This is a genomic window from Mesorhizobium sp. M0633 (genome assembly GCF_040320645.1).
Lineage (GTDB): Bacteria > Pseudomonadota > Alphaproteobacteria > Rhizobiales > Rhizobiaceae > Mesorhizobium.
On the sequence record NZ_JAMYQC010000010.1, the window covers coordinates 79,708 to 106,624 of the forward strand.

Here is a 26,917-nt window from a genome sequence, read left to right on the forward strand (position 1 = left end):
TTTGAGAAAAGTTGGTTGTGCGGCAGCCCAAAACCGTTATTTTCGCCGAACCTTCGCGAGCCCCGCACCTTGGCAAGCCCGCTGGCCAAGCAACCGTGAGATGAACACCGCGTGATCAGGATTTCCATCGATGCCATGGGCGGCGATCACGGGCCAAGCGTGGTCATCCCGGCGCTCATGACTGTCGCCACCCGCCGTCCGGATATACGCTTCGTCATTTATGGGCGCGAAGAAGTGGTACGGCCCGAACTCGCCAAATTCCCCAAGCTGGCGGAAGTGAGCGAGTTCGTGCACTGCGAGATCGCAGTGCGGATGGACGACAAGCCGAGCCAGGCGCTGCGCCATGGCCGCTGGAAGTCATCGATGTGGAAGGCCGTCGAGGCGGTCAAGGCAGGCACTGCCGACGCCTGTATCTCGGCCGGCAATACCGGCGCGCTGATGGCAATGTCCAGATTCTGCCTTCGCACCATGGCGACCATCGATCGCCCGGCAATCGCGGCGCTCTGGCCGACATTGCGCGGTGAGAGCGTGGTGCTGGACGTCGGCGCCACCATTGGCGCGGATGCGCATCAACTGGTTGATTTTGCCATTCTGGGCACCGGCATGGCGCGCTCGGTTTTCGGCATCCAACGGCCGAGCGTCGGACTGCTCAATGTCGGCGTCGAAGAGATCAAGGGCCAGGAAGAGGTCAAGGAGGCGGGTCGTATGTTGCGCGAGGCCAACATGGCCTCGATGAACTACCATGGCTTTGTCGAGGGTGACGACATCGGCAAGGGCAGTGTCGACGTCGTCGTTACCGAAGGATTTGCCGGCAACATCGCGCTGAAGACGGCGGAAGGCACCGTCAGGCAGATCGCCGGCTATCTACGCGCGGCGATGAACCGGACGCTGATGGCCAGGATCGGCTATATCTTCGCCAAGACCGCCTTCGATCGCCTGCGCGAGAAGATGGATGTCGGCCGCTCCAATGGCGGCGTCTTCCTCGGATTGAACGGCATCGTGGTGAAAAGCCATGGCGGGGCTGATTCGGATGGCTTTGCGGCGGCGATCGAGCTTGGCTACGACATGGTGCGCAATAATCTGCTTGACCGCATCGAAGCCGATCTCGACCTGTTCCATGCCCGCAATCCGAATGCCCAGACAATCCGGAAATCCGACGTCGTCATCGACGCAAAGGAATAGGAAAGAGCATTGATCAGATCAGTCGTGCGCGGCACGGGCGCCGCGCTGCCCCGCCGCATTATGAAGAATGCCGATTTCGAAGGCATGGTCGAGACGTCGGACGAGTGGATCGTCCAGCGCACCGGCATTCGCCAGCGCCACATTGCGGCCGACGACGAGACGACGGCCTCGCTGGGCGAGGCGGCAGCGCGCGCAGCCCTCGACAGCGCCGGCCTGACGGCTGACGACATCGACCTGATCGTGCTGGCGACCTCGACGCCCAACAACACCTTTCCCGCGACCGCGGTCGAGATCCAGAACCGGCTCGGCATGCACCACGGTTTTGCCTTCGACCTGCAGGCGGTCTGCTCCGGCTTCGTCTATGCAGTGACGACCGCCGACCTCTATATCCGCGGCGGCTTGGCCAGACGGGTACTGGTGATCGGCTCGGAAACATTTTCGCGTATTCTCGACTGGAACGACCGCTCGACCTGCGTTTTGTTCGGCGACGGCGCCGGCGCGATGGTGCTGGAAGCAGGCACGGGGGCAGGCGGCATCGCCGACCGAGGCGTTCTGGCGGCCAGCCTGCGCTCCGACGGCATCCACAAGGACAAGCTTTTCGTCGACGGTGGGCCGTCGACCACCGGAACGGTCGGGCACCTCAGGATGGAAGGCCGCGAAGTGTTCAAGCATGCGGTCGGCATGATCACCGACGTCATCGAGGCGACGTTCGCACAGGCCGGCATCGGCGCCGCCGATCTCGACTGGTTCGTGCCCCATCAAGCCAATAAACGAATTATTGACGCTTCGGCCAAAAAGCTCGGGATAGAGGAGCGGAAGGTGGTGGTGACCGTCGATTTGCACGGTAATACCTCGGCGGCTTCCGTGCCGCTGGCACTGTCCGCAGCCGTCGCCGACGGTCGCATCAAAAAGGGTGACCTGGTACTGCTCGAGGCGATGGGCGGCGGCTTCACCTGGGGTGCCGTCCTGCTCCGCTGGTAAGTGCCGAACTATCGGGTTCGGGTCCCTTGACCTTGACGGATCAATTACTTAGGTTCTGCCGTTGCTTGTATCGATTTATGTTTTTGAGCTGATGGGACGGTTCGTATGGGGGGAAAGACACTTACGCGCGCCGACCTCGCCGAAGCCGTTTACCGCAAGGTTGGGCTGTCGCGTACTGAATCGGCCGAGCTTGTCGAGGCGGTGCTGAATGAGATCTGCGAGGCGATCGTTCGCGGCGAGACGGTGAAGCTGTCGTCCTTCGCGACCTTCCACGTGCGCTCCAAAAACGAGCGCATCGGGCGCAATCCCAAGACCGGTGAGGAAGTGCCGATCCTGCCGCGCCGGGTGATGACCTTCAAGTCGTCGAACGTGCTGAAGAACCGTATCCTGCGCTCCCATCAAAACAGCAAAGCCAAGGGCAGCAAGTAGCCGCCCAATCCCCCTTTGCCGAGAATCCTGCTCCAGGCTTCGGTTGAAAAGCGAACCCTGCTTTTGCGCCGGGCTTGAATATTGTTTCATAAACCGCTGAAATAAGATGCGATTCGGTAGGCCGGATCGGTATTTGGGTGTGATCCGTTCCGGCGGGACGGAAAGCTGCTCTCCTTGTTAAGCGTGATGTCGCCCGAACCCGGTTCCCGCCTTTCGCGATCATGCTCTAGCGTGAGGATTCGCCCATGGACAAGAGCCCTGATGCTTTCCGCACCATCAGCGAGGTCGCGGAGGATCTGGATTTGCCGCAGCACGTGCTGCGCTTCTGGGAGACGCGTTTCAACCAGATCAAGCCGATGAAGCGCGGCGGCGGCCGCCGCTACTACCGTCCGCAGGACGTAGAACTGATCAAGGGTATTCGTCATATGCTCTACGACCAGGGCTATACGATCAAGGGCGTGCAGAAGCTGTTGCGCGAGAACGGCAACCAGTTTCTGATCGCCGTCGGCAGTGGCGACATGGCGGCGGTCGAGGCGATCTCGCAGCGCCGACAGGCCGACACGGTACCGCTGACGCAAGCGGCGCAGCCGCGCGGCCCGGACGACGAAATGCTGGTTGGCCAGCCGAGGGTGAAACCCAGCCGTCGTTTTTTCGGTATAGGCAAGACCGACGAGGAAGGTCCGGTTCCGCCGGACACGTCAAAACTTTCCCGTGACAATCGCGCATTGCTGCAGGAGGCGCTGTTCGACCTCCTGGAATGCAAGCGCCTGCTCGATCAGGTTCGCTAGAGCCCGCCGGGCTGACCGGAACGGTCTTCAGGGTCATGCGTTAGGCTTCCTTCTACAGATGAAGGAAGCACGTCATGGCATCGCTTTCGAGCATCTCCGACACCGATCTGGACAAACAGGTCGCGGCCCTGACCAGGGAACTGGCCACCTTGAAGAAAGCCGTGTTAAAGCGGGGCGGCGCCTTTTACGAAGACGGGCGCGATACCGCGTCGGATTATTATTCGGATATCACTGAGCGCCTCGGCGACGCCTTGCCGGCAATCAGAAGGCAAGGCCGGGCGATCGAGAAGACCGCCCGAGATCACCCGGCGACGGCGGCCGCTGTCGGGCTGGTTCTGGTCGGGCTCGTCGCCAGTCTGTTCCTCGGCGGCCGGCAGCAACAAGCACCGCGAGCGCGTTCAAGATCGGCACGTTGAGATAAGCAAATGGCGGTGGTCAGCGGACCGCCGCCATTTTTCGCCGACACGGAAAGCCCGGCAAGCGCGCCGCCCTTGATCAAGCACCAGAACGCCTGATTGCGGGTTGTTCGCCCGAGGGTGTTTTCAGTACTTCTTCGCGACGACCTTCTTGTGATGGTGGCGGTAGTGGTGGACGCGGTGATGGTAGTGATGGCGGTGATGCTTCTTGACGGTGGTGTGCATCGTCGTTGCATTCGCGCTGCTTGCGCCGATGATCGGCATCGAGAGGGCAAGTGCGATTGCAAGTCCAAGGGCGGAGAGAAGAGTCTTCTTCATGACATCGTTTCCTTTTTGCGCAGGCGGAATTTGAGCGTCACTGATTCAGGTCGGTGACTCGAGCGCTGCGGTTGGGACTATCGGCTTGGAGTTTTTCGGCAGTTTTTCCGGCCTGTAGAATTTTGTTTCCGAACTGTGTCTGCTGACGATCCGGCCAGATGTCGGCGCGCCGGCATCCGCCATCCATTCCGGCGTCGGTTCACGATGCCGTGACGCTATCTTTGATGCTTGGCAAATCACCGGCGAGCGGGCATTCTCCCGATCGTCTCAGGCAACAACATGATTTGATCTAACTCTTTCATCCCACGGAGTTGCCAATGCCCCAAATAGCAAAACGCGAACCTTACTCCGAACTGGCGGCGAGCGCGGTTACGCCTGAACGCAGTGCCGTCCGAACCGCCCGGGAAGCCCGTGGATACAGCATCGAAGAGCTGTCCCTGGCGTGCGGGCTGGCAGCCTATGAGATTGCCGACATTGAAAGCGGCAAGGATGCCGATCCCTCGAAACGTCGGCGTATTGCCTCCGCGCTTCAACTTCCGGAAAGCGCTCTGTTTGACGAAGCCGTGTTGCCTGCCAAAAGGCGATCCGTGTCGTAGCGACGTGTCATGCTTTTATTCCACGAGCTCGCCATGGGTCGCCCTGGCGGGCTTCGTTTTTTCGGCCACGTAGTGGACTTGCCGGCCGCCACGGCGACGCCAGACGGAAATTGCCGGAGATGAGCCTCGAATCCGTTCGCGCCTTTTTCGCCGCACACGCGCCCGAAATTGATGTCATCGTCACGGAGGCAAGCTCGGCGACGGTGCCTCTGGCCGCCGAAGCGCATGGCGTAGCGCCGGCGCAGATTGCCAAGACGATCTGCTTGCGCGCCGGCGACCAGACGATGCTGATCGTGGCCAGCGGGATCTCCAGGCTGGACAATCGCAAATTCAAGGACCGGTTTGGTGGCAAGGCGCGAATGCTGGACGCCGAGCAGGTGCTCGCCGCGACCGATCATCCCGTCGGTGGGGTGTGCCCGTTCGGCCTACCGGCGCCGCTCCCGGTCTACTGCGACATCTCGCTGCGCGCCTTTGACGAGGTCGTCCCGGCGGCAGGCGCGACGAATGCCGCCGTACGGCTCAGCCCGCAACGCCTGGCCGAACTCGTCGACGCCGAGTGGGTGGATGTGTGCCAGTAGCCATTTATCCGGGTCGTGGGATCCGCTGAGCGTTACCGCTACTCGGTCTTCTGTGGCTCTTCTTTTTTGATCGTCTGAGCGTCCGTGACAGTCGACATATCGGCCTTCTCGACGCTTGCTGTCTTCGTCTGCGTGTCGACCGATGCCTGGACCTTGGAATGCGCGGGGCAATCCGCAGAGGCAGCTGATATGGACATGGTCAGTGCCGCGGCTATTGCGAGGAATGTCTTCATGATCATTCTCCTCTTTCGTTCGATGGGTAAAGTTAGCCCGTCTGGCACCGACCGCAAAATCACATTTGTTCACACGCGCTCCTGCGCACACGGAAGCCGACGCTGGGCCAGTAATTCAAATGGTTGCGCGGATAGCCGCTTGCCGTATCAAAGCCCACTGGCTCCGGCCGGACGATTTTTGGCGTTAAAGATCTCGCCGCTCAGAGCCAGTCTCAAATCTTCGGCGCTGAGCTGACCACTTTCAAATAAATCCATCACCCTGCGGCCGAGCAGTTCTCTGCCTGGATCTCCATCAGCGAGGCCTAGTTCACGGCATCGGGCATCGAGTGCCTTGGTCAACATGGTCAGATCGGCAGGACAGGCAACCCCTTGAAGCGACATTGCATCTCTCCCGGACAGGGCGAAAGCGCGTGGCATCTTCGAAGCGTCCGCTCGCCCTTACAACTGCGGACGACGGCAATTCAACTACAGCCAACCTTTTTCGAACTCAACATTCAAACGTACCAAAACGCCGCGCGCTCCAATGGGAGGATCCTGCTACAATACGGTATGGCCGTCCGAATAGCGGTTGTCCTCGCGCTTCTTTTCGCCTTCGCCTACGGTTTCGCAAAACTCGCGGAACATTATCGCAGCGTTGGCGACAGGCCCTCTCCGTGTGAAGAATTGCCCTATCCTGATTGTCCTGACCAAAAAGCTCCTCCCCGGGAAGAAACTGAGCCTTGAGCGCGCGCCTGTTCAGGCCAGGCCAGCCGTCGGGATTGAATTAGTGCTTTCCAACCGACGGTTGGTGGACGCATTGCAGCTGATGCGCCTAGGGTTCACTACGATCCGCGCGCACCGGGCATGCCCAACCCCCGAGTCACCCCTGCCTGATGCAAGGCGCCTGATCGAGTCCCGCCGTTCTGGCATGTGCGGCGGGACCTTTTCTTATTGAAGCTGGAATACGGGCTCACGATAAAGGTTGGCGTACGCAGCAAAGCTTACCTAGCCATTACCGCGCGGTTACTCGGTGGGCTTCTGGCTAGACGCCAGCCTCCGTGCCTCGCGCACGAGTGATGCGTGATCGGTTCCCTCGATGAGATCACGCGCCTGCGTATGTTGCGCTGGCTGCAGTGCGGCTATTGTCTGTACAGCCAGTTTGGGGGAAAACTGGCTAAGGCTTTGGATTTTAATGGTCGGAGTGGCCGGATTCGAACCGACGACCCCTTGACCCCCAGTCAAGTGCGCTACCGGGCTGCGCTACACTCCGGACCGGTCGCGATGTATCGTGATAGACCGGGTCCGGTCAACCGAATTCGGTTGCTGTCCTGCCTGAAGCAACCGCGACGGGGATTGCCGGTCGCTGCGCCGCCCGCAGCTGCCACTGGTGGCGGTATTCGAGCGCGATGGCACCCCAGATCAAGCCAAGCAGCAGGTAGACATGGCGCCAGTGGTCGATGTCGATGAAGGTGCCGAGCCCGATATTGCCGATGAAGGCGACGTAGGCGCATAGAAGATAAGGCTGCCACGGCCGGTCGCGCAGCAGAATGCGGAAGCCGGCGGCGATCGTCCAGCACGTCAGCGTCAGGAACGACACGAAGCCGAGCCAGCCGTAATCCATCAGCATCTTCAGCCAGATGTCGTGCGTGTCCTCGCCGAACATCTTGCCGAAGACGAGCGGGCCGATGCCGAACGGATGCTCCAGTGCCATCTGAAAGCCGATCGTATAGCGGGCGAAGCGGCCGAGCCGGGCGGTGTCGTAGCTTTGTTCGAGCTGTGCGCGGTTCGAGAACATCTCGGCGACGCCTGGCAGTTGCAGGATGACGATCATTGCGATGACCAGCAGTCCGACGGCGGCGATGGTCATGACGACGACGCGCAGCTTGAACTTGCCGCTGGCGCTCTGCAGGAACAAGGCACCGGTCAGCAGGATCGCCGAAACGGCGAACATGCCCCAGGCGCCGCGCGAAAAGGAAAAGAAGATGCCGGCGGTGATTATCAGCAACGGCACCGCCAATAGCGGCATGCGTGCGACCGAGCCGGTAAGCAGCAGGTAGAGCAGGTAGATGCCGGGCAGCACCAGGAACGGACCGAACACGTTCGGGTCCTGGAAGGCGCCGGCGGCACGGTCGTATTTGGTGAAGATCTCCGCTCCTGGAAAGGCATGGAAATAGCCGGCTATGCCGACCAGCGAAGTCAGCACTGCCGACACCACATAGGCGACGAAGATCACCCGGTAGAGACTGGGCTGGACGGCCGTCATCGAGGCGAAGAACACTGCGGTCAAGGCAAGGAACAGCGAGACTGCGAGATAGAGCGGCGTGCTGGCAAGGTCCGACATCTGCGTCATCGAGATCATGCCGCCGATATTCATGATCACCAGCAGCACCAGCAGCGGCACCGCCGCGCGCTGGATGCGCAGGCCGAACAAGGGCCACACCACGATCAGTCCGATCATATAGAGGTCGTATGGCGCCGGCTCGGCGATGACGAAACCGGACAGGAAGACGCCGAGGAAAACCGCCCCCGACACAATCAGTGCGATCAGCTTGGCGTTGACCGCCGCCGCCGGCAATTCGTAGGCCGTCGCGATCAATACGCGTTTTCCGTATTGAGCAGGCGGATCGGCGTCAGGAACAGGATTCTGAGGTCGAACAAGAGCGACCAGTTCTCGATGTAATAGAGGTCGTATTCCGTCCGCATGCGAATCTTCTCGTTGGTGTCCATCTCGCCGCGCCAGCCATTGATCTGCGCCCAGCCGGTCACACCGGGTTTGACCTTGTGGCGGGCGAAATAGCCGTCGACCACTTCATTGTAGAGGAGGTTGTGCGACTGCGCGGCAATGGCGTGCGGGCGCGGCCCGACCAGCGACAGCGAACCGAACAGCGAATTGAAGAACTGCGGCAGTTCGTCGATCGAGGTCTTGCGGATGAAGCGGCCGACGCGGGTGACGCGCGGATCGTTCTTGGTCACGGTCTGCTTCGCCGTCGGGTCCGCCTTGTCGGTATACATCGAACGGAACTTGTAGACGTCGATAATCTCGTTGTTGAAGCCGTGCCGCTTCTGATGGAACAGCACCGGCCCCTTGCTGTCGAGTTTGATCGCGATTGCGGTCGCCAGCATCACCGGCGAGAACACGATGATGCCGATGATCGAAAAGACAATGTCGAAGGCGCGCTTGGCGACCGAATCCCAGTCGTTGATCGGCTTGTCGAAGATATCGAGCATCGGCACCGAGCCGATGTAGGAATAGGCGCGCGGCCTGAACTGCAGCGCGTTCGAATGCGCCGATAGCCGGATGTCGACCGGCAGCACCCACAGCTTCTTCAATAACTGCAGCACGCGCGATTCGGCGGTCAGCGGCAGCGATACGATCAGCATGTCGATGCGCGCAATGCGGGCAAATTCGATGAGTTCGGAAATTGTACCGAGCTTGGGATAACCGGCGACAACCGGCGGCGACCGCTTGTCGCCGCGGTCGTCGAAGATGCCGCAGATGCGGATGTCGTTGTAGGGCTGCCTTTCGACCGAGCGGATCAGTACCTCCGCCGCCTTGCCGCCACCGACGATGACGGCGCGGCGCTCCATCCGCCCGTCGCGCGCCCAGCGCCGGATCAGCTTCGACATCACCAGCCGGAGACCCAGGATCAGCACGAAGCCAATAACGAACCACGTGCCGAAGAGCAGGCGCGAATAGTCTTCCGACATTTTCATGGTGAAGGCGGTGAGCGCCATCAAGGCGAAGGTTCCAGCCCAGACCAGCAGGAGGCGGCCGAAATTGGCGATCGGCCGCATCAGCGCGACAATCTGGTAGCAGTCGGTGACGTCGAACAGAACGACCGCGAGGAACGAGGTGGCGGCGATCGTCAGCGAGTATTGCCAGGCAAGATAGTTGAAAAAGCCGACATAATAGAAATAGACGGCAAGACCTGACACCAGCAGCAGCGCGAATTCCACCATGCGCAGGACGCCGCTCACCATGATCGGCGACATCGTATCGCGCCGGTATTGCGAGGCGACCTGGCGGGCAACATCGTTCATGCCGCCGGCCGTATTGTTCTCGGCAGGGACGTCGAATTTGCGCACCGCGTCTAGCGAAAAACGGCGCGCGGGGTCGATTTCGTTCATGGGGCGTCCGCAGGTTTCCCTCAGGTGAATAGCAAAAGAGAGCTAAGAAACCCTTGAAACAACACATGGCTTTGGAGACGCTTTCACCAGGAGCAGCCCGGTGGAAAACCCGTTGCTCTATTTTTTGAGCGCGGCGAAATAAGCCTTTTCGATTTCGGCGGCCATTACATCGGCGCCGAAGCGTGCCTTGAGGTCGGCGAGGCCGGGCATCAGGCCTTTGTAGGTGTCGAGATCGGCCAATGCGGCGCTTATCTTGTCGCCAAGTTCGCGCGGGTCGGGCCGGATCAGGGCAGGCGAGCCGGTGTCGAAGATTTCCGGTATGCCGCCGACCGCCGTCGCGATGATCGGCTTGCCGGCGGCGAGCGCTTCCAGAACTATATAGGGCATGGCTTCCGCGCGCGAGGGAACGACGACCAGTTCGGCCAGCGTGAAGGCGAGCCTGGCCGGCATCGGCGCCAGGAAACCGACGTCGAGGCCGAGCTGATTTACCTGGGCGCGATAGCGCGGCAGGTCGTCGCCGTCGCCGACCATCAGCGCTTTCAATGGGCGGCCGAGCCGTGTCGCGGCTAGCCCCAGCGCATCGATGAAGATGTCCGGGCCTTTGAGGTCTCGCATCATGCCGATATAGAGGAGGTCAACCGCATTGTGCTCGGTCCGCACCGGCTCGAACTCGGCGGCCCGCAGGCCGTTGTGGACGAGAGCGTTCGGAATGGGCGGTTCGCCGACCTTCCTGCGATAAGTCCGCCGCTCATAATCGGAAACAAACAGCAGGCAATCGGTGAAGCGAGCCATGAAGCGCTCGAGCGCGAAGAACAGCTTCCCCATGGCGGTGGTCTCGTCATAGTGAAGCGAGCCGCCATGCGGCGAATAAAGGCGGGCTACGCGAGACCTGGATACCCGCAACAATGAGCCGAACAGACGGGCATAGGCGCCACCTTTGGCGCCATGCCCGTGCAGCACGTCCGGCCGCAATTCTTTTATGATCCTATAGGTGCACCGGGCCGAGGCGAGATCGCCTGGCCCGACATGCCGCTGCATCGGGGTGCGGTGAATGCCGAGCGCCAGGCTGCCTTTCATCTGTTCGAACAGCCGTTCCTCGAAATCGCCGCCCGTCGTCGAATCGCAGACGATGCCGACGGCATGGCCGGCGGCGACCTGAGCCTCGGTCAGGTCGCGCACATGCCGGAAGATGCCTCCGACCGGTGAGCGAAAGCAGTGGACGATCCTGAGTGTGTCCGCCACTTTGTCAGCACATCAAAACAGGCGTTCGCGAACATAGACTGTATCGCCGGGCAATAGCGGGTCGGAGGTCACCACGCGTCCGGTTATCACCTTGCCGTTGATGTCGCGGGTAATGTCGACGCTTTCCTGGTTGGCGCGTGGCGTGAACCCGCCGGCGATGGCGACGGCTTTCTGCACGGTCAGGCCTGGAACGTAGGAATACTGCCCCGCCGCACCCACTTCACCCATGACGAAGATCGGCCGGTAGCGATCGATTTCGACCGAAACATCGGGATCCCGCAAATAACCCTGGCGCAGTTTCTCGGCGATCTCGCTTTCAAGCTGTTGGGCGGTGTGGCCGCGCGCCGGCACGTTGCCGACGAGCGGCAGCGAGAGATAGCCGGACTGGTCGACGCTGTAGGTATTGGTCAGTCCTTCCTGCTCGAACACGGTTACGCGGACGCGGTCGCCGGCGCCGAGGCGATAGGGCTGGTCGAGAACTTCATGGAATGCGGCCGGCGTCGGCCGGTAGCTGGAGCAGCCCGAAAGCATCGATACGGCAAGCAGCGCGCGGAAAAGGGGAGCAGTGCTTTTCATGAGCGGACACGTACCTTTGAATAGCCGGCGACTCTGCGGCAAACCTTAACGATCGAGCTCGGTTATCATCCTGTTAGGGTTAATGGCCGGTAAAGGCGCGCGGCCGATGCGGGCCGGATCGACAAATGCAGATGGTTTTCAGCCTCTTGTTTGCGGCTTGTTAGTAGAGCCTAACAGGTTCTTACCGCGATATTAACGGCTGAGTTACCATAGTTGTTTACGGTGCATGCTGACTCAGTACCGGAGCAGGGATGCATGTCCGTTCAATCCGCGGCCGCAGATGTCGACGTCGATCTCAGGCAGCTTTTCGCCAGCCTGGCGCGAAACTGGTTGCGCATCCTTGTCGTCGCACTGGTTGTAACCGGCCTGGCCTTTGCGCTCGCCTGGCTTGCAACGCCCGAATACAAGGCGGCAGCCAAGCTGGAGATCGGGCCTCGAGAATCGGAGTTCACGCGGCCAGCCGGGGCCAACGGCAACGAGCGGTCGATTCCCGACGAAGAGGCTGTGGCCACCGAGGTCCAGATCATCTCGTCCCCCGACATCCTCAAGCAGGTGGCGGCGAAGCTCAACCTGGCGAAATTGCCCGAATTCGACGAGGCGCTGAAGATGTCGGCGCTGAGCCGCGCCCTTGTCCTTGTTGGCTTGAAAAGCGATCCGTTCGAGATTCCGCTGGAAGAGCGCGTGCTGGACGCAATGCATGAGAAGCTCAACGTCTATGGCGTTGAAAAAACCCGCGCGATCGCAATCGAGTTCTCGTCAGAGGATCCAAAGCTTGCCGCCGCGATCCCGAACGCCATTGCAAACGCCTATATCGCCTCCAAGGGCAATGCCAAGCTCGAATCGAATTCCGCCGCCACCGACTTTCTGGCGCCGGAAATCGCGGATCTGCAGAACCGGGTGAAGGAGGCGGAAGCCAAGGTTGCCGCATTCCGTGCGCAGTCCGATCTTTTGATGGGCGGCAACAATTCGGTGCTTGCCACCCAGCAGCTGTCCGAATTGTCGAGCGAACTGTCACGCGTGCGCGCCAATCGCGCTTCGGCGGAAGCGACCGCTGACAGCGTGCGCAGGGCGTTGCGCAATGGCGGCTCGCTGGATGCCGTTCCGGAGGTGTTGTCTTCCGAACTGATCCAGCGCCTGCGCGAGCGGCAAGTCGAACTCAAGAACAACATCGCCGACCTTTCCACCACCTTGCTCGACAACCATCCGCGCATCCGCGCGCTGAAGTCGCAGCTCGCGGATCTCGACCGCCAGATCCGCAACGAAGCGGAAAAGATCATGAAAGGTCTGATGGCGCAGGCCGAGACGGCGAAGGCGCGAGAGGCTCAACTCGTGGCAGACGTCAACACGCTGAAGGCGGCGTCCGCCCGCGCCGGCGAAGAGCAGGTGGAACTCGATGCGCTGCAGCGTGATGCCGCGACCAAGCGTCAGCAGCTCGATCTCTATTCATCCAGCTATCTCCAGGCGGCCGCACGCAAGGATCGCAACTATCTGCCCGTCGACGCTCGCGTATTTTCGGAGGCCCAGGTGCCGGCCGAACCTTATTTCCCCAAGATTGGTCCGATTGTCAGTGCGGCCTTTGTCGGCTCGTTGCTCATCATGGCGATCGTCACGCTGCTGCAGGAACTGTTTTCCGGCCGCGCCATGCGTCCGGCCGCCGGTGCCCATTTCGAGCGCATCGAGCAGGTTGCGATGCCGGCTGTCCAGGCCGAACGCGTGATGGCCGAGCCCGACCCGTCGGTTGGCCGGTCCGAACCGGCAGTCGTCGAGATCGATGAGGCCGACGACGACAATATCATTGAAAGCAAAGTGGAGCCGGAACCCGTCGCGGTGGCGGAAGCGGCTGCCGAGAAAATCGAACCGGAGTACTCTGAAATGGCCGCTGGAGACATTGAACCGGCACGTTCTATCCTCGGCGAGGTCGACATCGACAAGGCCGCGGAAAAACTGATCGCCACCGGTGCCGCCCGCGCCATATTCGTGTCGCCAGAAGGCGACGAGGCGGCCGCCTCGGCGGTGTTGGTGGCGCGCGCAGTCTCCGACGCCGGGCTACGCGTGCTGCTGCTTGATCTCACCGCTTCGGGTGCCGCCTCGCGGCCGATGCTGGACAGCGGGCTGTTTCCGGGCATCACCGATCTGCTCGCCTCGCAAGCGCAGTTCAGCGATGTGATCCACCCCGATCTCTATTCGGACTGCCACGTTATTCCCGTCGGCACAGCCGATCCGGTCCGCGCCATGCGCGCCGCCGACCGGCTGCCGATCATCATGCAGTCGCTGACCACCGCCTATGATTTGGTCGTGGTCGAATGCGGACCGGCCGACGCGCAAGGCATCAGCCGCCTGGTGGGCGAGGGGACCGAGGTCTTGCTCTCCATGCTTGAGCCGGACGACGAGGTGACGCAGGCCGCGGTCGCGCTCATCGAGAGTGGCTATCCCGACCTGACGCTGGTCACGCCCATCGGCCATGTGGCGCCGGGCCCAATGCCGGGACGGCGCTCGGCCGCCTGAGGCAGTTTTCTCTCAAATCGAAATCAGCTGTCGTCTTCGCCTGCGGCCGGTGCTGTCCGCCCCACGGCTTTGCGGCGCAGCAGCTTGGTCAGCTTCCAGACCATTGGGCTGTGCTTGATGAATGCCTTCAGGCTTGCGCCGTGCCTGAGCGCAAGCGCCAGCGCACGACCTTTCAGCGTCAGCGGAACCAGCACCTCGAAATGCTGCGTTTCGACATCGCACCACAATCGCTTGTAGGGTTCGTCGCCGACCGAGAAATCATAGATTTCGAAACCCGCCTCGCAGGCTTCCAGGATGTTCTCGAAGAACAGGAAGTCGCCCGGGCTGGTGTGTGCGAGCTCGTCCTCGGCGATCGCCCCGAATTCGCAGATCAGCCGCTTGCCCGTGCGGCTCGATCCGGTGACTGCACGAAGTTTCCCGGCGACTTCCAGCCCATGCAGGACGAAGGACGGATATTCCTCTTGAAGCGCGTCGGCAAACAGCGAGCGGAAAAAAGCGCGCACCTCCGCCTCACCGAAAACATTGGCGATGCCCATCTTGCGGAAGCGGAATTCCTTCATCTCGAAAAAGGCATCGAGCAGCATGTGCACCTCGTCCGCAGTCCTCGCCTCGATGCGACGATAGCTGCCAACGGCCTCGAACTTGCGCGCCTGCGAGCGATGCTTCTTGCGCCTGCGCTTGCCGCTCACGCGGGTGAGCAGTGCGTCAAATCCTCCCACAAGACCGGCGGCCAGCGACAGATTGGGGCTCGAAAAATGCGGCAAGGCGGAGAGCGGGTTGGCAACGCCGTCGAGATCGGGCAGCAGCCGCTCCAGCGCAACAAGATCGATGTCGCGCCGCGTCTTGGCAATCGCAGCCAGCATCGAGCGGATCGCCGCGCTATCGGCATTCGACAGCCATTGCGGGTCGGCGGCGGCAAAATTGCCGTTTGCATGGCGGCCGCCCATGAACCGGGCGACGCGGAACGCTCCACTGCGAGTGACCTCCAGCGCCAGTGAGAAAACCGGCCTGTCCTCGGCGCGCAGCGTCGCAACGACAACGTCGGCGCCGGTATGTGCGGCCCAGTTCAGGATCCAGCCTGCGCTTTGCGCAGGGGCAAAAAGCGCCGAATGGCAGAATTCTGCGTACGCCGCCAACGCCGCACTATCGGCGACCGAGGTTGACAGGCCGGCTTTGCCGGCCGGCAAGGCACACGGCGACGCCTCGCTGCTTGCCAGCTGATTGCCGTCAAATGACGCGGTGGCGTCAACCATACCTCAATCCTTAGGGCGTATTCGTCGCGATTGGGGGTCCGCGCAGGCGCATTCCATGCTTGATGAGCTTAGGCGCAAAAGGTGAATGAATGATCGACGGGGGCGAGGCAATCCGCAAACTGGCGCTCAATCTCGCCCGCTATTCCGGTCTCGCTCCGCTGGCCAAGCCGTTTATCGGCGGTCTCGGCGCTATCCTGATGCTGCATCGGGTAACCGCGACACCGGAAAAGCCGAACGGCGTCAACCGCCACTTGAACATCGCGCCTGGGTTTCTCGACACCGTGATCGCCGACATGAAGGCGAACGGCTACAGTTTCGTCACGCTTGACGAGGCGATCGAGCGCATCAAGGCTGGCGACAAGGACGGCCAGTTTGCGACGATCACCGCCGACGACGCCTATCGAGACAACATGACCGAGGCGCTGCCGGTGCTGGAGAAACACGGCGCGCCGATCACCATCTACGTCGCGCCGGGACTGATCGACGGCGCTGCCGATTTGTGGTGGGACGTGGTCGAGGACATCGTCAATGCGCGCGATCGCCTGACGCTGACGACGCCGGATGGCCCGGTGACAATCGACTGCTCGAGTCCGGGAAAAAAGGTCCAGGCCAATGCGCGCCTGCACGCTCATCTGACGCTGAAGGTGCGCGAGCAGGACCAGCGTGCGGTGTTGCGGGATCTGGCGCGCTCGAACGGCATCGAGTTGGGTGCTCCGCGCCCGAGCACGCTGATGAACTGGGACGAGATCCGCACCATGGCCGAGCACCCGCTGGTGACGATCGGCGCACATAGCGTCAATCACTGCAATCTGAAGCGGCTTTCCGAGAGCGATGCGCGACATGAGATCGGCGACGTCAAGCGCATATTGCAGGCCAAACTCGGCGAGGAGCCGCGCCATTTCGCCTATCCCTACGGTTATGCCAGTGCCGTCGGCCGCCGCGAAGTAGGCCTAGTCCGCGATGCCGGCTATGCCTCGGCGGTGACGACCCGCCACGGCATACTCCGCGCCGAGCATGCCGGCTTCCTGCACGCCCTGCCGCGCATTTCGGTCAATGGCCGCTATCAGAGCGTCGCCCACATCCGAACAATGTTGTCGGGCGTGACGACGCCGCTGGCCAATGCCGGCAAGACGGTGGTGACGATCTAACTGTTGCCTCGCCCCTTCGGCCGCGGCTCCAGGATCAGCCATTTGATGATGCCCATCGCCGGCAGCACCCACAAAAGCCCGCTGAGCAGGAAGAAGATGAAGTGCGCCAGCGGCCCGGACTGCGACAATTGGGCGACCGCCACGATCGAGGCGACCAGCGCATAGACTATGACCAGCACTACCAGCAGGAAGCTTCCGATCAGCTTTTTCAGGCGAATGGGCATGGCGCGATCTCGTTGAAGCTATCGCTTAGGCCGAACAGCCAATACGCGCAACCCGCCAGAAACGGCGCGACGGCGTGCCGCGCTGTCCGGTCTTGCAAGCCGGGTTGCGATGGTTCACCAATCCGCGACTTCAACTGCCGGGACAAATCCATGGCTGCTGCCATATCCGATGCCGCGCCTTTCGCCGCCCGCGATCGCGACCTTCGCAACCGCGCGCTGGTGCGCGGTTGGCTCTATGTCGTGCTCCTGGTGCTGTTTGCGCTGGTACTGGTCGGCGGCGCTACAAGGCTCACCAATTCCGGCCTGTCGATCACCGAATGGCAGCCGATACACGGCGTCATCCCGCCGCTCAATGATGCCGAGTGGCAGGAGGAGTTCCTGCGCTACCAGCAGATCCCGCAATATGCCGAACTCAACAACGGCATGAGCATCGAGGCGTTCAAGTCGATCTTCTGGTGGGAATGGGTGCACCGCATCCTGGCGCGTAGTGTCGGCGTGGTCTTCGCCCTGCCGCTGCTGTTCTTCTGGGCGACGCGCCGCATCGAGCGCGGGCTCGGAACGAAATTGTCGGGCATCCTCCTTCTCGGCGCCCTGCAGGGCGCGATAGGCTGGTGGATGGTGGCGTCCGGGTTGGTCGACCGGGTTTCGGTCAGCCAATACCGGCTGGCGACGCATCTGACGCTGGCGGCGCTGATATTCACGGCGACCATGGTGGTCGCGCGCGGATTGGCCCCACACTCCGAACCGGCCGCCGACCGCTCAACGCAACGCCTGGCCGGCTTGCTGGTGCTGCTGGCGCTGGTCCAGATCTATCTCGGCGGGCTGGTCGCAGGGCTAGACGCCGGCTTGAGCTACAACACCTGGCCGCTGATGGACGGCAAGCTGGTTCCCGGCGACCTGCTGCTGCTGGAGCCGGCATGGCGCAATTTCTTCGAAAACCCGAAGACGGTGCAATTCGTCCACCGGGTCGGCGCCTACACGATCTTCGCGGCCGCGCTCTGGCACATGATTGCGACACGCCGGCGCCTGCCGGGCACGACGCATGCCCGACGCGCGACGCTGCTGTTCCTGATTGTCGTGGTGCAGGCATCGATCGGCATCGGCACGCTATTGATGCATGTGCCACTGCACATGGCCCTGACGCATCAAGCATTCGCGCTGTTTCTGCTCGGCTTCGCCGCCGCGCATTGGCGCGGTACCAAGGGCGCTTACCCGCTGCCCCACGAGATCGCTCTCAGAGGCTGAGCCGCACCCGCCGGATTGCCGCGGCAATCGCCAGTTCGCGGTTTTCGTCGACCGCATTCCGATCTTCATGGTGCCATGCAGCCGACAGGCAGCCATAGGCGATGGCGTGGTCCAGTATCGCGGGCGGCGACTGGCCGAGCGTTGCGGCAAAGACATGCGCCATATGCGCGATCCGCCGCGGATCGAGGCAAAGATCGTCTCGGTCGAGTGGGTTGTAGAACACATTGGCGGCATCGAAGCCGGGGTCGCCGAGAACGCCCTTCGGATCGATCGCCAGCCAGCCGCGCGGACCGTGCATGATGTTGTCGTGATGCAGGTCGCCATGCAGCGGCCGTACGTCGTGCGGATTGGACAACAGCCGTTCCGCGATTTCGGCAGCTTCGACATACAGGCTCTTTTCGCCGGCGGCGCGATCGGCCTTCGCCTTTTTGAACAGGCTGGAAAACCGGGTCCGCAACGGCTGAAGGTCCGGCGGGGCAGGGTGCTTCGACGGCGAGAACAGCTTGGCCATTACCTCCGCCGCGATCGCGGTGGCGACATTGTCGCCCTGATCCGCAATCATCTGTGACAGCGAGGTTTCGCCGGCATACTCGAGCAGCATGCGGTGGCCATCGCGGCCCAGCAGCCGCACCGCGCCTTCGCCGCGTCGCCAGGCGAGGAAATGCTCGCCGCGCAACTCGTCCTCGACATCGTCGAAAGGCTTTAGATCCTTGACGATTGCCGGTGAGCCGTCTTCGCGCGCGACCTTCCAGATGCGGCTGCTGAACGTTTCGGCGATGAGTTCGGGCGCGCCGACCTTCCAGCGCTTTGGAAATGCCGGCACATCCATTCAGAGGCCGAGCATCAGATCCATGTTCTGCACGGCGGCGCCCGAGGCGCCCTTGCCGAGATTGTCATAGACCGCAAGCAGCAGCGCCTGCGCTCGATCGTCATTGGCGAAGACATAGAGCTTCATCCGGTTGGTGCCATTATAGATCTCCGGATCGATGTCAGGCATGCGTTCCTGATGCAGATACGGCGCCACCTCGACCGCGCCGCCATCGAGGGAAGCGAAATGATCGGCGATCGCCGCGTGAAGCTCGGCGCCGGTCGGCACATGGTCGAGGCCGCCGAGTTGCAGCGGCACCACCGTGATCATGCCTTGCGCGAAATTGCCGACTGCCGGCTGCATAATCGGATCGTGCGAAAGCCTAGCATACGTCCTGAGCTCCGGCACGTGCTTGTGCTGCAGCGTCAGTCCGTAGGGCAGGAATTCCGGTGCATCCTCGCCCTTGGCGACATAATCCTCGATCATTGGCCGGCCGCCGCCGGAATAGCCGGAAATGCCGTTGACGGTGACCGGAAAATCGGCCGGCAGCAGCCCCGCCGCAACCAGCGGCCGCAGCGTCGCGATCGGTCCTTGTGGCCAGCAGCCCGGATTGGCGACGCGCTTCGCCGAAGCGATCTTTTTCGCCTGGTCCTTGTCCATTTCGGCGAAACCATATTCCCACCCATCGGCGACGCGATGTGCCGTCGAGGCGTCGATCACTTTGGTGGTGTCATTGGCGATCAGCGAAACGCTTTCCTTGGCGGCTGCATCCGGCAGACAGAGGATCGCGACATCCGCAGCATTGAGGAACTCGGCGCGCGCTGCCGTTTCCTTGCGGCGCTCGGTCGGGATGGAGATGATTTCCAGGTCGCCACGCTCGGCAAGCAGCGCCCTTATCTGCAGACCGGTGGTGCCGTGCTCGCCGTCGATGAAGATTTTCGGTTTCATTGCTTGCCAAAATTCCTGTTATCTCAAAGCTATATGCCGCTTGCCTGATTCAATCCGGCAACGCCGTGATTGCCCTGGTTCATTTCTTCGAGTCGGGCCTTTCGTTCCGCCAACAGCCCGAGATAGTGCATGGCCACCATCGACCCGGCAATCGCCGTTATATCGGCGTGATCATAGGCTGGCGCAACCTCGACGACGTCGGCGCCGACGATATCGAGCTGGTTGATCTGGCGCAGCACCGACAGGATCTTTGCCGAAGACGGGCCTCCCGCGACCGGCGTTCCGGTGCCGGGCGCAAAAGCCGGGTCCAGGCAATCGATGTCGAAAGTGACGTAGGTCTTCTTGCCGCCCGTACGGTCGACGATGGCATAGGCGATGTCGGACGCACGCATTTCCTCCACTTCATGGCCATACAGGATCTTGATACCGAACGTGTCGGGCGCATGGGTGCGGATGCCGATCTGGATCGACCGGTCGGGGTCGATGATGCCCTCCTTGACTGCACGGCCGACGAAGGAGCCGTGATCGATGCGCTTGCCGTCGTCGGGCCAGGTGTCCTGGTGTGCGTCGAACTGCACCAGAGCCAGCGGGCCATGGATGGCGGCATGCGCCTTCAGCAGCGGCCAGGTGACGAAGTGATCGCCACCGAGTGACAGCAGAAAGGCGCCGGATTTCAGGATCTTCGCCGCTTCGCGTTCGATCGTGGCAGGCGTCTTCTGGTGATTGCCGCTGTCGAGCAGGCAGTCGCCATAATCGACCACGGCAAGCTGTTCGAACAGATCGCGCGAAAACGGATATTGCGGATCGTTGTCGAGGATGGCCGAGGCGCGGCGGATCGCCTGCGGTCCGAAACGGGCGCCCGGCCGATTGGTGACCGCAGCGTCGAAGGGAATGCCCCACACCACCGCATCGGCGTCCTTCACGTCCTTCGAATATTTGCGCCGCATGAACGACAGGGCGCCGGCATAGGTCGGCTCGAACGACGCACCCGTCCTGGAGCGGGTGGTGAAGGCATGATCGATGGTCCTTGGCGGCATGAAGCGATCTCCTGTGCGTCGACGCGCAACCTTATTGGACATAATTCTCAGAATTGCGACCCCTGCGGAGGATCATGGCCATTCGATCCGGTCACAAATCCTTGCTCGCCAGGCGAACCCGGCATGGCTCGCCAGGAGATTGCCTGGCAAGCAACCGAAAGTAGCCGCCGACGACTGCCTCGGCCGGCGCTGACCTGATTTTCCGGCATTTTGCAAGCCGGCTTCGTTCACCTGCCTGTCACGGGCATCGCTTAACCGGGGTGCGATCCCGGTACGGAGCGATTCTCGTGCGAACGACTTGTCTCATGCGAACGATTTGGCTGAGCCTTCTGCTTTCCGCGGCGCTGGCGCTCTCCCTTGGCCAGGCATCGGCAGGCGAAACGCGCGCCAGGCAGATTCTCGACCGCTTCGAGCACGCCAACCAATGGCGCGACCATGTGCTAGTGGCCGCGCACCGCGCCGGCGGCATGCAATCCGGCAAGACGCTCTATCCCGAAAATTCGATCGCCGCCGTCGAGGCGTCGATCGCAACGGGCGCCGAAATCGTCGAGGTCGATATCAGGCGCTCGAAGGACGGACAGTTCGTCGTCATGCATGACAGTTGGCTCGACCGCACGACGAATTGCAAAGGTGAGGTCGACAAGCACACATTGGCCGAACTCAAGACTTGCCGGTTGGTGATCGAAGGCACCGGCGCCGTTACGGGCGAGACGGTCTCGACGTTGCGCGAGATGTTGATGACGACCAGGGACAGGATCCTCATCAATCTCGACAACAAGCTCGATACCGAAAGCCTCGTCGGCATGGTCGCGGTTGCGCGCGACCTCGGCATGGTCGAACAGGTGATCGTCAAGGAGAACCTGTGGAATGCGGAGCGGATTGCCAGTGTCAAGGCCGCCATGGACGCGATCGGCAGCGGCTTCCAGTTCATGCCCATTATCGCCGATGACGCGGTTCGCGACGCCATGTTTGCCGAGAAAGTGAGCCGGGCCTTCCCGATGCGCGCGGTCGAGATGATCAACTGGCGCACGGGATCAGAGACACTGACCGAGACCGGCGGCCCGCTGTTCAGCCCGCGCATGCGCGCGCTGGCGGTGAGGGGCGACTGGCACATCTGGGCCGACACCTATGCCATCGTCAACAAGCCGGGCGGCTTCCTCGCCGGCGGCCGCGGCGACGAGCTGGCGGTCGCGGCCAGCCTGCCGCGCGAGACCTACGGCTTCTGGGTCGAGCGCGGCGCCACCATCATCCAGACCGACGAACCGAAGGCCGCCATCGGTTGGCTGGCGGCGAACGGTTTTCGCGTGCCCTATGCCGGTGAGAAGCGCCCGGCCGAGCCGGCCAACACGGCCAGCATCAACTAGACCGGCGCGGCGAGAATTGGATCTCCCTCTTGTGGTGACGATGCCCGGCAGGGCAGAAGAGCGCTGTCCCGCCGACCCCAGGCCGGCAGCGCCAAACTTTCGAAGGAACCCAGAAACAGAAAACCCGCCTCCGTGGGCGGGTCGTTGGAGCCAATTAGCACCATACCCAGATTAGTAGCATAGTTGCCGGCACAAAGCAAGAACAAAATGTGGCGTAGTGGCAGAAAAATGCGACGATCCTTCAGCGTCTCGGCTGTCCCGCCTGCTAGGTCGCGCGCCTTCGCTGTCCTACCGGCAATCTCCCCCGCAAGGGAACCCATTTTGGGGGAGATTGGCTCATCACTGCCTTCGGTAATCTACTCGCAGGCCGCCATTGCCACACCATCCAGCTCCTTGATGACATCGTCCGACAGTTCGAGGTCGGCAGCGGCGAGGTTCTCCCTGAGATGCGCGACGGAAGACGTGCCGGGAATCAGAAGAATGTTGGGCGCGCGGCGAAGCAGCCAGGCGAGCGCGACCTGCATGGGCGTGGCGCCGAGGCGTGCGGCGACCTTGGACAAGGTCGACGACTGCAACGGGTTGAAGCCGCCAAGCGGGAAGAACGGCACATAGGCAATGCCGTCGCGGGCCAGATCGTCGATCGAGGCATCGTCGCCCCGATGCGCCAGATTGTACTGGTTCTGCACGCAGACGATCCTGCAAATCCTGCGGCCTTCGGCGATCTGTGCAGCGGTGACGTTGCTCAGCCCGATGTGGCGCACGAGGCCCTGTCGCTGGAGCTCGGCAAGCGTCGCAAGCGGCGCCTCGATCGACCCTTCGGCGGGGCCATGCGCATCGAACATGACCCGCAGGTTGACCACCTCCAGCGCGTCGAGCCCAAGATTGCGCAGATTGTCGTGCACCGCCTGTGTCAGCTCTTCTGCCGAGAAGGCCGGCAGCCACGATCCGCCCTGGCCGCGCCGGGCACCGATCTTGGTGACAATAACGAGGTCGTCGGGATAGGGTGCGAGCGCTTCGCGGATCAACAGGTTGGTCACGTGCGGGCCATAGAAGTCGCTGGTGTCGATGTGGTTGACGCCTTGTGCAACGGCTTCGCGCAGTACGGCCAATGCCGCGTCGTGGTCCTTTGGTGGGCCGAAGACGCCTGGCCCTGCGAGCTGCATGGCGCCGTAGCCGAGCCGTCTCACCTTGCGGTCGCCGAGGATGAATGTGCCGGACTGGTCGACGCTGGACATGGTCTTTCTCCTTCAGGGATGGTGCAGAGATAGACGCTGTCCGATCTCATGATAATTGGGTACAATTCGCACGGGCTGTGCGGAATGACGAACAATGCAGATTGATCTCGCGGATCTGAACGCCTTCGTGGCCGTAGCGCGCGCCAAAGGCTTTCGCGGTGCGGCACGCGCCAGCGGCGGCAGTGCGTCCGGCTTGAGCGAGGCGGTGCGGCGCCTGGAGACGCAGCTCGGTGTCAGGCTGCTCAACCGGACGACCCGCAGCGTTGTCCTGACGGAAGCCGGCGAAGGCCTGCTGGCGCGGCTCGGTCCTGCCTTGACCGAGGTGGAGTCGGCCCTCGACGTAGTGAACGGCTTTCGCGACAGGCCGGCAGGTACGTTGCGCCTCAATGTGCCGGTCAGCGCGGTGCGGCTGGTGCTGCCCAGCATCGTCCCGCGGTTCCTTGCCGCCTATCCAGGCATCCGGTTGGAGGTGATCTCGGAGGAGAGCTTCGTCGATGTGCTGGCGGCGGGGTGCGACGCCGGCATTCGCTATGAGGAGCGGCTGGAGCAGGACATGATCGCTGTGCCGATCGGACCGCGCGTGCAGCGCTTCGCCACCGCCGCCAGCCCGGCCTACCTGGATCGTCATGGCCGGCCGCAACACCCGCGCGACCTGCTCGGCCACGCCTGTCTGCGCGGCCGCTTTGCCAGCCGTGCGATGCCGCCGTGGGAATTCGAGCGCGACGGCGAGGTGGTGCGGGTCGACCCGACGGGGCCGCTTGTCGTGACCCTGGGCGGGGCGACTGACCTCAAAGTCGATGCAGCCATCGCCGGCACCGGCATCATCAGCCTGTTCGAGGATTGGCTACGCCCTCACTTCGAGAGCGGGGCGCTCGAACCGCTGCTTGAACCCTGGTGGCAGAGCTTCTCCGGGCCGTTCCTTTACTATCCCGGCCGGCGCCTCGTGCCGGCGCCGTTGCGGGCGTTCATTGACTTTATCAAGGCCTGAAGTCTGCCACCATGCGTGCGAGCCGCGCCCGATGGGGTGATTGGTGCCTCTTTTTGTGGAAAAGGCCGCCCGGAGGCGGCCTTTCGAAAACGTGTAATTGCGCAGCGCTTAACGCTTGGAGAACTGGAAGCTCCGGCGGGCCTTTGCCTTGCCGTACTTCTTGCGCTCGACGACGCGGCTGTCGCGGGTCAGGAAGCCACCCTTCTTGAGCACGGCGCGCAGCGCCGGCTCGTAATAGGTCAGCGCCTTGGAGATGCCGTGGCGCACGGCACCCGCCTGGCCGGAAAGGCCGCCGCCGATGACGGTGGCAACGATGTCGTACTGGCCGGCGCGATTGGCGGCGATGATCGGCTGGTTGAGGATCATCTGCAGCACCGGGCGCGCGAAATATTCGGCGAACACCTTGTCGTTGACGACGATCTTGCCGGAGCCGGGCTTCACCCAGACGCGGGCGATGGCGTTCTTGCGCTTGCCGGTGGCGTAGGCGCGGCCCGACTTATCGAGTTTCTGGACGTGGACGGGTGCGGCCGGCTGGGTGTTGGTATTGCCGGTGGCAGCTCCGAGTTCTGCGAGCGAGGAAAGCTCAGCCATCTTACGAAACCTTCTTGTTCTTGGCGTTCAGCTTGGCCACGTCCAGGACGACGGGCTGCTGGGCGACATGCGGATGTTCCGTGCCTGCATAGACGCGGAGGTTCTTCATCTGGCGACGGCCGAGCGGGCCACGCGGGATCATGCGTTCGACGGCCTTCTCGACGACACGTTCGGGGAAACGACCCTCGAGCAGCTGGCGCGCGGTGCGCTCCTTGACGCCGCCGGGGTGGCCGGTGTGCCAGTAATAGACCTTGTCGGTGAACTTCTTGCCGGTGAACACCACCTTGTCGGCATTGATGACGATGACGTTGTCGCCGTCGTCGACGTGCGGGGTGAAGGTGGGCTTGTGTTTGCCGCGAAGATGATTGGCGATGACAGTGGCGAGACGGCCGACGACGAGACCCTCGGCGTCGATCAGCACCCACTTCTTCACCACATCCGCAGGCTTCTGCGAAAAGGTTGCCATGGATTGTTGCTTTCGGTTCGGACCTTCAAAAGAAGGCGTTTCTTGTTGCTTGGATTGGCGAAAGGCGCTTGCCCGCCGCCAATAACAAAACGGCGGCCTTTGCGGGCCGCTGTTCCGTGAGGGCTTATAGGAGAGGACGGCGACTGCGTCAAGGCGCGTGAAATGTCGGCAAGCTATCAAAATCCAGCAAAAACAATGCCTTGGGTGAAAGGTATTATTTTACCACACCATCAATCCGCTTTGGCGGGATCGAATAGGTGCCCGTTGCGTGCGCTACTGTGTGTCCCTCCGGGCCGGCGACGATGTCGATATCGAACACCATCAGGCTCTTGCCGAGCTTGAGGATGCGGCAATGGCCGTCGATCGGCCCGGCCTCGGCCTTGCGGACGAAATTGATGTTGAGACTGGTGGTGACCGAAAGCGCATCCGGTCCGGCATGCGAGAGCACGCAGACATAGCCGCCTATGTCGGCCAGCGTGAACAGCGCCGAACCCGACACGGTGCCGCCGGGACGCAAATGGCGCTCGTCGGCATTGAGTCGCACGACACAGCCGCCTGGAAACACCTCCAACGCCTCATAGAAGGTGAACTGGTCGTTGAGTTGCGGGAAAACGGTCGCCATCAGCGCGTTGACATCAGCAGCCGTCAGCACCGGCTTGAGGTTGCTTTGGGCAGGCATGTCGGTCCCTCGTTTGCGCCTGCCTGTATGAGCGTAGCGTGCTGTTTCTGGCAACAGCCATTCATTATGGCAGAAGCGGGGTGTTGGACGAAGCGAGACCGGCATACTAGATTAGTCGATCACCGATCCGGAATCGCGGAGGAATGACCCCATGGCCGAAATCGTTGCCATCAAACCTGCCGTTGCCGAAGGGCCGGTCGTCTCCAGGCTGGACAAGGGCGTGCTGCGCCTGACGCTTGCCAATCCGCCGGCCAATGCTCTTTCGCTTGCAGTGATGGCGGCGCTGATGGCGGAACTCGACCGCGCCAAGGCCGACAAATCCGTCCGCGTCATCGTGCTCGGGGCGGTCGGCAAGGTGTTCTGCGCCGGACACGACCTCAAGGAGTTGAGCGCGCACCGCGCCGATGCCGATCGCGGCAGGGGCTTCTTCGAAAAGACGTTTTCCGCCTGCGCTTCACTGATGCAGGCGATCGTTCGCCATCCTAAGCCGGTGATCGCCGAAGTCGACGGCCTGGCGACGGCGGCCGGCTTGCAGCTGGTTGCCAGCTGCGATCTCGCCATCGCCTCGCACGAGGCGACCTTCTGCACGCCTGGCGTCAATATCGGACTGTTCTGCTCGACGCCGATGGTGGCGCTGTCGCGCAACGTCTCGCGCAAGCACGCCATGGAAATGCTTTTGACCGGCGAGACGATCGATGCGGCAACCGCCAAGGAATTCGGTCTCATCAACCGCGTCGTGCCGCGCGAATATCTGAATCAGATTGTCACCAAATACGCGCAGACCATTGCGTCCAAATCGTCCTTGGTCGTCAAGATCGGCAAGGAAGCCTTCTATGAGCAGGCGGAAATGGGGCTGGCCGAGGCCTATGATTACACCGGGCGCGTCATGGTCGAGAACATGCTGGCGCGCGACGCGGAAGAGGGCATTGGCGCCTTCATCGGCAAGCGCAAGCCGGAATGGCCGGAGGAATAGGAGGCGG

General features: G+C 62.2%; 29 protein-coding genes and 1 tRNA gene. 13 read left to right on the forward strand and 17 right to left on the reverse strand.

What is annotated here, in order from left to right:
* The first annotated feature begins 111 nt into the window (after positions 1–111).
* The 5 genes from plsX to NKI47_RS13205 all read left to right on the forward strand — a co-directional run bounded on the left by plsX (position 112) and on the right by NKI47_RS13205 (position 3,796).
* A complete protein-coding gene (plsX, locus tag NKI47_RS13185) occupies positions 112–1,182 on the forward strand; it encodes a phosphate acyltransferase PlsX (protein WP_352590564.1) in 1,071 nt (356 codons plus the stop codon).
* 9 nt (positions 1,183–1,191) lie between these two features.
* The gene (locus NKI47_RS13190; RefSeq protein ID WP_023674509.1) at positions 1,192–2,163 is read left to right on the forward strand and encodes a beta-ketoacyl-ACP synthase III; all 972 of its coding nucleotides are present in this window, start codon (positions 1,192–1,194) and stop codon (positions 2,161–2,163) included.
* A 105-nt stretch (positions 2,164–2,268) separates the two neighbouring features.
* Positions 2,269–2,592: an integration host factor subunit alpha gene (locus NKI47_RS13195; protein WP_023717292.1), complete on the forward strand. Its 324-nt coding sequence runs from the start codon at positions 2,269–2,271 to the stop codon at positions 2,590–2,592.
* Between the two features lie 245 nt (positions 2,593–2,837).
* Entirely contained in the window at positions 2,838–3,380 is a 543-nt protein-coding gene (locus tag NKI47_RS13200) for a MerR family transcriptional regulator (protein ID WP_023674511.1), read from the forward strand.
* A 74-nt stretch (positions 3,381–3,454) separates the two neighbouring features.
* Positions 3,455–3,796 carry a hypothetical protein gene (locus NKI47_RS13205; RefSeq protein WP_023674512.1) on the forward strand — a complete coding sequence of 114 codons (342 nt, stop codon included), beginning with the start codon at positions 3,455–3,457 and terminating at the stop codon, positions 3,794–3,796.
* Positions 3,797–3,922: 126 nt separating this feature from the next.
* Here the strand turns inward: NKI47_RS13205 and NKI47_RS13210 are convergent, their stop codons facing one another.
* The gene (locus NKI47_RS13210) at positions 3,923–4,114 is read right to left on the reverse strand and encodes a hypothetical protein (RefSeq protein ID WP_352590567.1); all 192 of its coding nucleotides are present in this window, start codon (positions 4,112–4,114) and stop codon (positions 3,923–3,925) included.
* Positions 4,115–4,431: 317 nt separating this feature from the next.
* Here NKI47_RS13210 and NKI47_RS13215 point away from each other — a divergent pair, with 317 nt between their 5' ends.
* Both NKI47_RS13215 and NKI47_RS13220 read left to right on the forward strand, forming a co-directional pair.
* Positions 4,432–4,710 (forward strand): helix-turn-helix domain-containing protein, encoded by a 279-nt coding sequence (locus NKI47_RS13215; protein WP_023674515.1) that lies wholly within the window; start codon positions 4,432–4,434, stop codon positions 4,708–4,710.
* Positions 4,711–4,829: 119 nt separating this feature from the next.
* Positions 4,830–5,288, forward strand: coding sequence for a YbaK/EbsC family protein (locus NKI47_RS13220; protein ID WP_352456594.1), 459 nt, complete (start codon positions 4,830–4,832; stop codon positions 5,286–5,288).
* Positions 5,289–5,326: 38 nt separating this feature from the next.
* On the opposite strand, the gene NKI47_RS13225 is transcribed toward NKI47_RS13220, so the two are convergent.
* The 7 genes from NKI47_RS13225 to NKI47_RS13255 form a co-directional block, all read right to left on the reverse strand.
* Positions 5,327–5,521, reverse strand: a complete 195-nt coding sequence (locus NKI47_RS13225; RefSeq protein ID WP_023674517.1) for a hypothetical protein — start codon at positions 5,519–5,521, stop codon at positions 5,327–5,329.
* A gap of 147 nt (positions 5,522–5,668) precedes the next feature.
* Complete coding sequence (locus tag NKI47_RS13230; protein WP_023674518.1) at positions 5,669–5,902, reverse strand: hypothetical protein; 234 nt, start codon at positions 5,900–5,902, stop codon at positions 5,669–5,671.
* Between the two features lie 791 nt (positions 5,903–6,693).
* Positions 6,694–6,770 (reverse strand) — tRNA-Pro (locus NKI47_RS13235).
* A 36-nt stretch (positions 6,771–6,806) separates the two neighbouring features.
* Positions 6,807–8,096 carry an O-antigen ligase family protein gene (locus NKI47_RS13240; protein ID WP_352571458.1) on the reverse strand — a complete coding sequence of 430 codons (1,290 nt, stop codon included), beginning with the start codon at positions 8,094–8,096 and terminating at the stop codon, positions 6,807–6,809.
* Positions 8,093–9,628 carry an undecaprenyl-phosphate glucose phosphotransferase gene (locus NKI47_RS13245; protein WP_352590571.1) on the reverse strand — a complete coding sequence of 512 codons (1,536 nt, stop codon included), beginning with the start codon at positions 9,626–9,628 and terminating at the stop codon, positions 8,093–8,095. Before NKI47_RS13245 ends, NKI47_RS13240 begins: the two co-directional genes overlap by 4 nt.
* 117 nt (positions 9,629–9,745) lie before the next feature.
* Positions 9,746–10,870 carry a glycosyltransferase family 4 protein gene (locus NKI47_RS13250; RefSeq protein WP_352571456.1) on the reverse strand — a complete coding sequence of 375 codons (1,125 nt, stop codon included), beginning with the start codon at positions 10,868–10,870 and terminating at the stop codon, positions 9,746–9,748.
* A 12-nt stretch (positions 10,871–10,882) separates the two neighbouring features.
* Entirely contained in the window at positions 10,883–11,446 is a 564-nt protein-coding gene (locus NKI47_RS13255; protein WP_023674625.1) for a polysaccharide biosynthesis/export family protein, read from the reverse strand.
* A 255-nt stretch (positions 11,447–11,701) separates the two neighbouring features.
* Between NKI47_RS13255 and NKI47_RS13260 the strand changes: the two genes are divergently transcribed.
* Entirely contained in the window at positions 11,702–13,951 is a 2,250-nt protein-coding gene (locus NKI47_RS13260; protein ID WP_023674626.1) for a GumC family protein, read from the forward strand.
* A gap of 23 nt (positions 13,952–13,974) precedes the next feature.
* Here the strand turns inward: NKI47_RS13260 and NKI47_RS13265 are convergent, their stop codons facing one another.
* The gene (locus NKI47_RS13265) at positions 13,975–15,204 is read right to left on the reverse strand and encodes a GNAT family N-acetyltransferase (protein WP_352590575.1); all 1,230 of its coding nucleotides are present in this window, start codon (positions 15,202–15,204) and stop codon (positions 13,975–13,977) included.
* Between the two features lie 89 nt (positions 15,205–15,293).
* On the opposite strand from NKI47_RS13265, the gene NKI47_RS13270 reads away from it, so the two are divergent.
* Positions 15,294–16,352, forward strand: coding sequence for a polysaccharide deacetylase family protein (locus NKI47_RS13270; protein WP_352456600.1), 1,059 nt, complete (start codon positions 15,294–15,296; stop codon positions 16,350–16,352).
* Here the strand turns inward: NKI47_RS13270 and NKI47_RS13275 are convergent.
* Entirely contained in the window at positions 16,349–16,576 is a 228-nt protein-coding gene (locus tag NKI47_RS13275) for a DUF2842 domain-containing protein (RefSeq protein WP_023674629.1), read from the reverse strand. The genes NKI47_RS13270 and NKI47_RS13275 overlap by 4 nt on opposite strands.
* Before the next feature lie 150 nt (positions 16,577–16,726).
* Between NKI47_RS13275 and NKI47_RS13280 the strand changes: the two genes are divergently transcribed.
* On the forward strand, positions 16,727–17,821 hold the full coding sequence (locus NKI47_RS13280) for a COX15/CtaA family protein (protein ID WP_352456601.1): 1,095 nt from the start codon (positions 16,727–16,729) through the stop codon (positions 17,819–17,821).
* Here NKI47_RS13280 and NKI47_RS13285 read toward each other — a convergent pair.
* The 3 genes from NKI47_RS13285 to speB are packed head-to-tail and all read right to left on the reverse strand — an operon-like array spanning position 17,811 to position 20,614.
* The gene (locus NKI47_RS13285; RefSeq protein ID WP_352590579.1) at positions 17,811–18,650 is read right to left on the reverse strand and encodes an aminoglycoside phosphotransferase family protein; all 840 of its coding nucleotides are present in this window, start codon (positions 18,648–18,650) and stop codon (positions 17,811–17,813) included. The genes NKI47_RS13280 and NKI47_RS13285 overlap by 11 nt on opposite strands.
* The gene (gene argC, locus NKI47_RS13290; protein WP_352456603.1) at positions 18,651–19,577 is read right to left on the reverse strand and encodes an N-acetyl-gamma-glutamyl-phosphate reductase; all 927 of its coding nucleotides are present in this window, start codon (positions 19,575–19,577) and stop codon (positions 18,651–18,653) included. It abuts the gene before it with no gap.
* 29 nt (positions 19,578–19,606) lie between these two features.
* Positions 19,607–20,614 carry an agmatinase gene (gene speB / locus NKI47_RS13295; RefSeq protein ID WP_352449331.1) on the reverse strand — a complete coding sequence of 336 codons (1,008 nt, stop codon included), beginning with the start codon at positions 20,612–20,614 and terminating at the stop codon, positions 19,607–19,609.
* Positions 20,615–20,919: 305 nt separating this feature from the next.
* Between speB and NKI47_RS13300 the strand changes: the two genes are divergently transcribed.
* Positions 20,920–21,978 carry a glycerophosphodiester phosphodiesterase family protein gene (locus tag NKI47_RS13300; RefSeq protein WP_352590582.1) on the forward strand — a complete coding sequence of 353 codons (1,059 nt, stop codon included), beginning with the start codon at positions 20,920–20,922 and terminating at the stop codon, positions 21,976–21,978.
* Between the two features lie 356 nt (positions 21,979–22,334).
* On the opposite strand, the gene NKI47_RS13305 is transcribed toward NKI47_RS13300, so the two are convergent.
* The gene (locus tag NKI47_RS13305; RefSeq protein ID WP_352590585.1) at positions 22,335–23,213 is read right to left on the reverse strand and encodes an aldo/keto reductase family oxidoreductase; all 879 of its coding nucleotides are present in this window, start codon (positions 23,211–23,213) and stop codon (positions 22,335–22,337) included.
* Positions 23,214–23,307: 94 nt separating this feature from the next.
* Between NKI47_RS13305 and NKI47_RS13310 the strand changes: the two genes are divergently transcribed.
* Positions 23,308–24,201 carry a LysR family transcriptional regulator gene (locus tag NKI47_RS13310; RefSeq protein ID WP_352590588.1) on the forward strand — a complete coding sequence of 298 codons (894 nt, stop codon included), beginning with the start codon at positions 23,308–23,310 and terminating at the stop codon, positions 24,199–24,201.
* A 108-nt stretch (positions 24,202–24,309) separates the two neighbouring features.
* Here the strand turns inward: NKI47_RS13310 and rpsI are convergent, their stop codons facing one another.
* From rpsI to NKI47_RS13325, 3 genes are all read right to left on the reverse strand, one after another.
* Positions 24,310–24,792 carry a 30S ribosomal protein S9 gene (rpsI, locus tag NKI47_RS13315; protein WP_023674644.1) on the reverse strand — a complete coding sequence of 161 codons (483 nt, stop codon included), beginning with the start codon at positions 24,790–24,792 and terminating at the stop codon, positions 24,310–24,312.
* 1 nt (position 24,793) lies between these two features.
* Positions 24,794–25,258, reverse strand: a complete 465-nt coding sequence (rplM, locus tag NKI47_RS13320; protein WP_023674645.1) for a 50S ribosomal protein L13 — start codon at positions 25,256–25,258, stop codon at positions 24,794–24,796.
* A 214-nt stretch (positions 25,259–25,472) separates the two neighbouring features.
* On the reverse strand, positions 25,473–25,937 hold the full coding sequence (locus NKI47_RS13325) for a PaaI family thioesterase (RefSeq protein WP_023674646.1): 465 nt from the start codon (positions 25,935–25,937) through the stop codon (positions 25,473–25,475).
* Positions 25,938–26,088: 151 nt separating this feature from the next.
* On the opposite strand from NKI47_RS13325, the gene NKI47_RS13330 reads away from it, so the two are divergent.
* Positions 26,089–26,910 (forward strand): enoyl-CoA hydratase, encoded by an 822-nt coding sequence (locus NKI47_RS13330; protein WP_023674647.1) that lies wholly within the window; start codon positions 26,089–26,091, stop codon positions 26,908–26,910.
* Positions 26,911–26,917: the final 7 nt, after the last annotated feature.